Raw genomic sequence first — 7,244 nt, forward strand, 5'->3', positions numbered from 1 at the left:
TCACCTGCAATCGCTATATCTTTCTCACCGCCGTGTCCAACTCAACCATAAAAGGTTTACTGGTAACAGGTGAAGCTAAGACAACTGCTGGATAATGCCCCACAGGAGGGTGCATAATTTCTCGATCGCCCAACACAGGAACTTCTACCGTATCAACTCCCGTAGCTGAAGAAAACATACTGTCTAATACAACCCCAAAAAAAGACTTACCGCTATCTACATCTCGAAAATCATCAGCCAACGTCCGTTGCTGATTAATTCTGAGTTGCTGTTCTCGCCGCTTTCCCATTTGCCTAGAGGGGGTAAATGAGCAGTCGTACAGAAACTTACGAATCGGCTGAAACTTTTACTGGATAAGCATTCTGGGAACTACTATTTTTGTATCTCAAAAACTTAAAGAATTGAAAATTAAGCTGTACCAATTAGAGCATAGGTTTTTTGGTACAGCTTTTTTGTACAGCACAGTAAGGATTTGAGGCTTTTAAATTTCAGACAGATCAATTGGTACAGGTTTATAAGAGGCGAGCTCAGTATTCAAAACGACTAATCAATTTCTTAGCGTAAGTTTCTGTACGACTGCTCATTTCACCCCGTTTACGGTATTGTCTAAGTAAATTAACTTTGTGGGAGATTATGGGTATGAGCGGTAGTAACTCAACCGATAAAAGCGATCAGACAGCCATGCCTGATGATTCGAGAGCCATGCCTGATGATTCGAGAGCCATGCCTGATGATTCGCCAGCCATGCCTGATGATTCGCCAGCCATGCCTGATGATTCGCCAGGCATGCCTGATGATTCGCCAGCCATGCCTGATGATTCGCCAGCCATGCCTGATGATTCGAGAGCCATGCCTATCGACAATGAGAACTCAAGTGATAAGTAGTGATCGGAGATCTGGGACTATTGGTTCTTAAACTGTTGTCCCCGTCTACTTCTCCCCTAGCGAGATTTTTCTGAATTTTCGCTAGAAAGTTCTGGCGAAGTGCAAAGTTGCTGCTGAAAATTCAGAAAAATAGCCGCCATGCCGTTCGCAAGGACACCTAAGACCGTGTGTCACGCGCTTGACATTTTTAATAACCTTAGTTGTTTCAGTCTCTGACTTAGGATATATGGGCATTGCTGGATGCTCTCGCTCGATCGCCTAAAACATCTCATCAAGCAATTCAGTAACGTCTCGCTGGTCACGCCCCCGGTTATCGTCATACACCATCAAGGTGTTCAAGTTCTTGTGCCTGCTTAACTTCTGCACCTTCCGTACATCCCCGTCTGTTGCGTCTAGTGCGGCCGTGATTGCGCTGTGCCTGATGCGGTGGGGTGACATTTGCTTGGTAATGCCAGCATTCTCGCAGTGACGGACAATGATTCGTCTCAAGCCATCGCCCGTCAATCTATGGCCAGTGTTAGCAAAGTCGAGGGCCGTGAATAGTGGCGCGTCCTGAGAGGAATTGCCGCCCCTAGCTTCTAACCAATCGGCGATCGCCTGCACTGTCGCAGAACCCAAGTCAATCACCTCAGCTTGCGTCCCGCGTCCCTTGCCAAAAATCCGCAAAGTCTTACCGGCCGGGTCAAAGTCGCGAATGTTCAACTGGCTAATCTCATTTCGTCTCAAAGCATTGCCCCACAACAGGCGAAGCAAAGCATAATCACGCTTGCCAGACAAAGTTGCCCGGTCGCACTGCTGCAAAATTCGCTCAAAAGTTGGTCGGTCAACCCCCGTTGTATCCCGGTAGCTCGTGACCTTCTCGCCCTTGATATCCGTGAGAGTGTAGTGACAAGCGCCAAGCTTGCGGCCCATCTCCACCAACGACTTAACAGCCGCCAGCCGTCGGTTAACAGTCGCCTCCTTAAGTCCTTTGTCGATGAGCTTGGCTTTATATTTGAGAACCACCGCCACAGCTTGCCGTTCTTCCAGGTGCAGGAATTCCAAAACATTATCGGGCAAAGCAGCCGTCCCCGTCATAGTCACCAGAAAATCATTCACGTCCCGCTCATAGGCGCGGCGGGTATTTTCGGAGCGCTTGTCGGCGAGTAATTGTTTGAGCACGTCGGGGTCAGTGTCTAGAGGATCGAAATACCTCTCAATTTTGGCATCGAGGGAAGCATTGAGGGCGACGATCGAACTTTCAATTTTATTCATGATTGCGGTCTTGATAATGTGGGTTTACGCGAACACTAGGACATAAAGGGGCCCCATCCCGATTTTTAGGAGATGGGGCAAGGGTGCCGACTGCTAGTTGGCGACGGGTGCGTACTCAGTCACGCGGCGGGCAAAGTCGGCTTCGGCATCAGGCAAGGTGCTGAAGTAGTGGCCGTCATGGAAACCGCCATCTTGCTCGTTGTAGAAATGGGTTGCGTACTGTGCGCCCCACTGTGTGAGCGTTACGCGGCCCGGAGCTCTCACCCCGTCCCCGGGGACGGGGTGATAGTTGATAATCTGATGGGCTTGGAGGAATTCGGCTGATAAGGGGTTCATGGTTTTTGGTTTTAAAGATTGATAAATTGCGCGTTGTGCGGGTCGCGTCCCACATCTGAGCCTTATCCCAAAGCCCGGAGCTCGGACTCTGTGACGATGGCTTTTAACCTCCGGGTGATATTGGCCCCGGTTGAAAGTGCGAGGCCCAAGTTCGATCGAACTATTAGGCGGCAAATTTCAGCCGTTTTAATTGACTGAGAGCCGCTGCCTGATTTTCTTCCTCAAGTACGATCGCCGGGATAGTCTCGCCCGCCCGTGGGTTCAGTTGTCGTGCCAGAACAGCGGCGTGATATTGAAGATGGCCACTGATAACCTTATATCCGCTAGAATCTCGCACCAGCACTGGGGGAATCACGAAACCGCCGATCGCCAAACTCAACTCCCCAGCAATTTCGAGCTCGAACTGATCGAAATTGGTTGCAGGAATATCAGAGGTGATCCGTTTGACTGCGACTAGCGAGAGGTTGAGCTTCTTAGGTGCTGCGATCGGCTGCACCCGGCCTCGCCCATTGTCCCCACGGTTCGGCGGTTCGTCATTAGTCCCGATCGCGGTGGGTGCGGGTGCAGGTGCGACTGTTGCAGTTTTAGCAAGTGCAGGTGATGCGGTTGCAGCTTTTTTGGCTGAAAGTGTTGCAGGTGTAGGCGTTGAAGGTGTTGCAGACTTTGGTGTAGCGGGTGCGGGTGCGTCGGTTTTGGCGATCGCCATTTCGACTTCGGCGGCAGCTTTTTCGGCTTCTGCTTTAGCCAGTGCCTCAAAGCAGGAAATAGTCGCTTCCCAGTGGCCGCGCTTGACATCGCTTGCGGTTTGGGAGACTTGGCAGCAGTAGCGATTCCCGTCAATGTGTCTAGCAAAAGGGCAATCAGCACAGGTAAAGGATGCCGGGGCGGCAGTGTCGATCGTTGTGGCAGTCTGTGTTACTTTCATTGTTATGTCCTGTTAGGGCTAATTCCACCGCCTGCGGCCTCGTAAACTTTGGGCGGTGGTTTGTTTTTCGGTAAGCTTGTCTTACCTGTATGTCTTACATTATTGCAGATTGTTAGACAGTTGTCAATAGTAGTAAGACAAATTGTTAGACACAGGTTAGACCAATGTAAGCCAAGTGTAAGACCGGGTGAGGTTATGGTCTTACACCCTGTCTGAGTTATGCCGTCGCATTCCAGATATCAGCCTGTGTGACGATCGCTTTGAGTCTCCCGGCAATAGCCGCTCGTGTACCATTGCCGCTAACTTTCTTGGCGGAGGCCAGCTTACGGATATTCTGGATAGTCATTTTATTAAGCAGTCCCTCAATGTCGGCTGCTGTTGTTGTCGGTGCCGGGACGATCGGCGCGTCGGTGGCGGGTGTTTCCGGGGTTTCTGTAACCTCGACATCAATTGCTGGCTCAATTTCAGGCTCTGCCGAAGTTTCCGGTGCTGTTGGCGCTGTTGGTTCCGGTTCGATCGGTTCAGCGGGTGCAGTGTTGGTCGGGGACAGAATGCCGATCGCGTCGGTGGCAAACTTGACTCCCAGTGCATCTTTGAATGTAGCTATTTCAGTCGGATCGACGTGGTGCAACATCATCAGCGCTGTGTCAACTTGGGAGAGAGCGGACTGGCAAGCTTGCTCGACTGATTGTAGTTGCTGCTGGTGTTCTTGGAGTTCGCTGAGCTTGGCTTGTAAGGCTGCAATCTGGGCGTTAGTCGTTTCGATTGCTGTAGCGATTTGGTTGAATTTGGCGGCGAGTAATTGCATGGTTTTTCCTGTGGTGTGATGTGGCTGTAGTGGTTGCCGTGTATGGGTTTGTTTGAGGTGTCTTACCCTTATGTCTTACATACTAGCAAGCTGTTAGACAATTGTCACAGTTTGTAAGACTAAGTTGTTAGACATAAGCAAGGTGTATGACAAGTAAGCGTATGACAGATTCTGCTTATATGTCATACAAACAGCGACGGCTGTTATACAATAGTGTCATACATATATGACCGAGGTAAGACAATGGCGTCAACATCGTTAACTTTTCGCTGTCCCGATGAAGTGTTGGAGGCGATCGACAATTTAGGGAAAGAGCGTTATCCGGCGGCTAATACTAAACATGGGTGCGATCGCTCTAAGACTTTGATCGACATTATGCGGGCGGGCCTCGCGGCGCTGTCTGATGGCTCCGTTGTCCTACCCTCACCCGCAGAAGTCAGACAACAGCCGTCTGACGTAAGACAAGAATTGTCAGACAGCAGCTTGGAACAGCGTATTGTAGAAATCATTAAGCCACTGCGAGCGGAACTCAAAGCAGAATTAAAGGCTGAATTGCTGGGGGAGTCCGCTGCCTGACCGATCGCCCCAATGACGAAGCGCTCAGGCAACAGCTCAAACAAACTGAAGACGAACTTGCAGCAGCCAAACAGGAACTCGCAGCAGCACAGCAGGAGCTAGAGGAAGCCCAAGAAAGCATCAAAACTCAAGCTTTTATCATCGCCAATGGCAGAGAAAGAGAATGGAAGCTTGAGGAGCAATTAGAAGAAGTTACGCGCGATCGAGCGCAACTCCAAGCCGACCTCGATCGAACACTGGCAGAACTGGCAAAACTTAAAGAGAATCCGCCACCTGCTGCCGAACAGAACCCAGCACCTGCGATCGACCTATCGGATAAAGCCGGTAAAGTCGCCAGCTTTTTCAAAAGTCTGCTAGCCAAAGATACCAAGTTGATCAAAGATATAAAGCACAATAAAGACGTAAGGCTGCCGAAGGATACTATCTCGAAAATTGAGGAGATTTTAGGGGGTGGCGATGGAGAAATTGGATGAGTACAAATGGTGGGGGAAACCCGGCGAACCTTCTCAAAATCTCAAAACCAAAAAGCAGCTCGCAGAACTGGGTTTATCGCCCCTAAAAGCAGTCGGAATTATCAGGGCGCAAAAGTACGACGTTTTGCTCTATGACCCCGATAACCCAGAGTCTTGCCGCCCAAAAAGAAAGCCGACAGAAAAGCAACTCGAAACGCTTGCCGCTAACCGCGAAAAAGCTCGAATCAAGCGCGAATATAACGACTGGTACAACAGCCGAGAACGGCTGATTGAACAGGATAGAGTCGCGGCTGTACGCTGGGCTCGTGATGAGTTGACCAGGGATGACTGGGTAATTCTGGATACCGAGACAACCGGGATGCACAATGCTGAGATTGTGGAGATTGCCATTATTAACCCGACAGGAGAAGCGCTACTAAATACGCTCGTAAAGCCCACGATTCCTATTCCGGCAGACGTAACGGCAGTTCATGGGATTAGTGACGAGATGGTGGCAGATTCGCCCTCTTTTCCTGATATTTATCCGCAGATTGTAGAGGCGCTGAAAAATAAGCGGGTATTGATTTACAATGCTTTTTTTGACATAACAATTCTAGATTACTGCCGGAGATTGCACAATCTAGAAAGCTTCAATTTAAGCAGGCGCTATGAGTGCGTGATGAACTGGCACGCGCAATGGGCAGGCGACTGGAGCGATTACCATGAAGGCTACCGATGGCATCCTCTTTGTGGCGAGCATCGCGCTCTGGGTGATTGCTTGGCAGTGCTGGAGCGGATAAAAAAGATGGCTGCGGATGACGATAAATTTCATTGCCCCGTGCCTAGACCTGAGTGAGACGATCGTCCAAAACAAAAAAGCTCCCCGACCGAAAATGTCAAGGGAGCTTTTTTACACGATGGGTAATTTGCAATTGGTAATTGGCAATGAGTCTTTGCCCCAATTACCGCAGTATAGCGGCTCTGGAGCTTGGGCGATCGGTAGAATTGATAAGTCGTTTCACGCAGCGGCGACGCATCCAAAGCAAAAGCCCCCCGGTATGTACCAGAGGGCTTTTGTTTTGCTCTTACCGCTGCTCGCTTACCCGATCGACCCAGATATCAATCCTTGCTTTCGCCGCCTCAACTCCCGATCGCGCTTCAGGAGTATTGATCGATCGCTGCCTTGGCGGCTGCTTCTGCCAAGGCGGAATTGGCAGAAGTGTCCACGATGCGGAAGTAATACTTTGAGCAAATTAATTCCCACGCCCCATCGACAAAAATACTCACAATGTAATCGTGGTAAATAAAAATGTGACTGAGCTTATATTTCTTCATGGGGCTGGCTTGGTAGGGTTGGCTGGCTGGCTGGCGTCTCGATCGGCGTCTCGATCGGCGTCGCGCTCTCGTTGGGCTTCTCGTTCTAGATGCTCTTTTACCATCCGTAGCAGCACATCTTGCAGGGTTTCCATTTCTGACTCCTATTACTACTTGGTTTCGTTCTGTCAAATCAGCCTTAACACAGTCCGGCTCGGTTCATCTGTGACAAGGTAGCGCTCGGTTATGTTGTCAATGTTCAGCGGGCGATGTTCAGTGCGGCGATCTGTTCATGGGTTAGCTGTTGAATCTGCTGCGGTGGCTGCCAGTGATGACCCCAGTTTTGGCGAAGTTTGGAAAGGGCGATCGGGCGTGGCAAGAGTTCGGCATTGTTAACCCAAACCCCAATACCCAATTCCTGATTGTTGTAGTAGGCGTCAAATTGTTGGCGCGATACTTTTGCCAGTTTGCCTTGTTCAGATGCCCGCCACAGTCGATCGATCGACAGAGATTCACGCTTCAGAACCCGGACAATTCCCAATACTTCCGCAGTCGGCAAGGTGGCGTAGATTGCAATCCTATCGCCCGGTTTTAGGGATGCTCCAAAACTTCCTTTTCTGAGTTCGATTGTTTTCGGGTCGCGGTCAAGGAAAAAGGCAGAAGCCCAAGTCGGACGGACAGAGATTAGGAAGGT

At 50.2% G+C, this 7,244-nt stretch carries 11 protein-coding genes; 5 read left to right on the top strand and 6 right to left on the bottom strand.

Annotation, left to right across the window (positions count from 1 at the left end; translation table 11 throughout):
• Nucleotides 1-13: 13 nt before the first annotated feature.
• Nucleotides 14-289, bottom strand: coding sequence for a hypothetical protein (locus tag QUB12_RS30115; RefSeq protein WP_333309751.1), 276 nt, complete (start codon nt 287-289; stop codon nt 14-16).
• Between the two features lie 350 nt (nt 290-639).
• Between QUB12_RS30115 and QUB12_RS30120 the strand changes: the two genes are divergently transcribed.
• A complete protein-coding gene (locus QUB12_RS30120; protein WP_333309754.1) occupies nt 640-885 on the top strand; it encodes a hypothetical protein in 246 nt (81 codons plus the stop codon).
• A gap of 258 nt (nt 886-1,143) precedes the next feature.
• On the opposite strand, the gene QUB12_RS30125 is transcribed toward QUB12_RS30120, so the two are convergent.
• Nucleotides 1,144-2,139, bottom strand: coding sequence for a tyrosine-type recombinase/integrase (locus QUB12_RS30125; RefSeq protein ID WP_333309757.1), 996 nt, complete (start codon nt 2,137-2,139; stop codon nt 1,144-1,146).
• Between the two features lie 72 nt (nt 2,140-2,211).
• On the opposite strand from QUB12_RS30125, the gene QUB12_RS30130 reads away from it, so the two are divergent.
• The gene (locus tag QUB12_RS30130; RefSeq protein ID WP_333309760.1) at nt 2,212-2,463 is read left to right on the top strand and encodes a hypothetical protein; all 252 of its coding nucleotides are present in this window, start codon (nt 2,212-2,214) and stop codon (nt 2,461-2,463) included.
• A gap of 175 nt (nt 2,464-2,638) precedes the next feature.
• On the opposite strand, the gene QUB12_RS30135 is transcribed toward QUB12_RS30130, so the two are convergent.
• Both QUB12_RS30135 and QUB12_RS30140 read right to left on the bottom strand, forming a co-directional pair.
• Nucleotides 2,639-3,400 carry a hypothetical protein gene (locus QUB12_RS30135; RefSeq protein WP_333309763.1) on the bottom strand — a complete coding sequence of 254 codons (762 nt, stop codon included), beginning with the start codon at nt 3,398-3,400 and terminating at the stop codon, nt 2,639-2,641.
• A 217-nt stretch (nt 3,401-3,617) separates the two neighbouring features.
• The gene (locus tag QUB12_RS30140) at nt 3,618-4,208 is read right to left on the bottom strand and encodes a hypothetical protein (protein ID WP_333309766.1); all 591 of its coding nucleotides are present in this window, start codon (nt 4,206-4,208) and stop codon (nt 3,618-3,620) included.
• 243 nt (nt 4,209-4,451) lie between these two features.
• Between QUB12_RS30140 and QUB12_RS30145 the strand changes: the two genes are divergently transcribed.
• From QUB12_RS30145 to QUB12_RS30155, 3 genes are all read left to right on the top strand, one after another.
• Nucleotides 4,452-4,784 (top strand): hypothetical protein, encoded by a 333-nt coding sequence (locus QUB12_RS30145; protein ID WP_333309768.1) that lies wholly within the window; start codon nt 4,452-4,454, stop codon nt 4,782-4,784.
• Nucleotides 4,785-5,240: 456 nt separating this feature from the next.
• On the top strand, nt 5,241-6,092 hold the full coding sequence (locus QUB12_RS30150; protein ID WP_333145232.1) for a 3'-5' exonuclease: 852 nt from the start codon (nt 5,241-5,243) through the stop codon (nt 6,090-6,092).
• Nucleotides 6,093-6,153: 61 nt separating this feature from the next.
• Nucleotides 6,154-6,543, top strand: coding sequence for a hypothetical protein (locus tag QUB12_RS30155; RefSeq protein WP_333145233.1), 390 nt, complete (start codon nt 6,154-6,156; stop codon nt 6,541-6,543).
• 24 nt (nt 6,544-6,567) lie between these two features.
• Here the strand turns inward: QUB12_RS30155 and QUB12_RS30160 are convergent, their stop codons facing one another.
• A complete protein-coding gene (locus QUB12_RS30160) occupies nt 6,568-6,705 on the bottom strand; it encodes a hypothetical protein (RefSeq protein WP_333145234.1) in 138 nt (45 codons plus the stop codon).
• Between the two features lie 104 nt (nt 6,706-6,809).
• On the bottom strand, nt 6,810-7,244 hold a 435-nt coding region (locus tag QUB12_RS30165), incomplete at its 5' end, for a hypothetical protein (protein WP_333309770.1).

It is taken from the genome of Microcoleus sp. B7-D4, assembly GCF_036705125.1.
GTDB lineage: Bacteria > Cyanobacteriota > Cyanobacteriia > Cyanobacteriales > Microcoleaceae > Microcoleus.

What these genes read in the sequence shown, in the direction of transcription:
- QUB12_RS30120 (WP_333309754.1), top strand. Translation starts at nt 640, where the DNA reads ATGAGCGGTAGTAACTCAACCGATAAAAGCGATCAGACAGCCATGCCT.
- QUB12_RS30135 (WP_333309763.1), bottom strand. Translation starts at nt 3,400, where the DNA reads ATGAAAGTAACACAGACTGCCACAACGATCGACACTGCCGCCCCGGCA.
- QUB12_RS30140 (WP_333309766.1), bottom strand. Translation starts at nt 4,208, where the DNA reads ATGCAATTACTCGCCGCCAAATTCAACCAAATCGCTACAGCAATCGAA.
- QUB12_RS30115 (WP_333309751.1), bottom strand. Translation starts at nt 289, where the DNA reads ATGGGAAAGCGGCGAGAACAGCAACTCAGAATTAATCAGCAACGGACG.
- QUB12_RS30150 (WP_333145232.1), top strand. Translation starts at nt 5,241, where the DNA reads ATGGAGAAATTGGATGAGTACAAATGGTGGGGGAAACCCGGCGAACCT.
- QUB12_RS30130 (WP_333309760.1), top strand. Translation starts at nt 2,212, where the DNA reads ATGGGGCAAGGGTGCCGACTGCTAGTTGGCGACGGGTGCGTACTCAGT.
- QUB12_RS30155 (WP_333145233.1), top strand. Translation starts at nt 6,154, where the DNA reads ATGGGTAATTTGCAATTGGTAATTGGCAATGAGTCTTTGCCCCAATTA.
- QUB12_RS30145 (WP_333309768.1), top strand. Translation starts at nt 4,452, where the DNA reads ATGGCGTCAACATCGTTAACTTTTCGCTGTCCCGATGAAGTGTTGGAG.
- QUB12_RS30160 (WP_333145234.1), bottom strand. Translation starts at nt 6,705, where the DNA reads ATGGAAACCCTGCAAGATGTGCTGCTACGGATGGTAAAAGAGCATCTA.
- QUB12_RS30125 (WP_333309757.1), bottom strand. Translation starts at nt 2,139, where the DNA reads ATGAATAAAATTGAAAGTTCGATCGTCGCCCTCAATGCTTCCCTCGAT.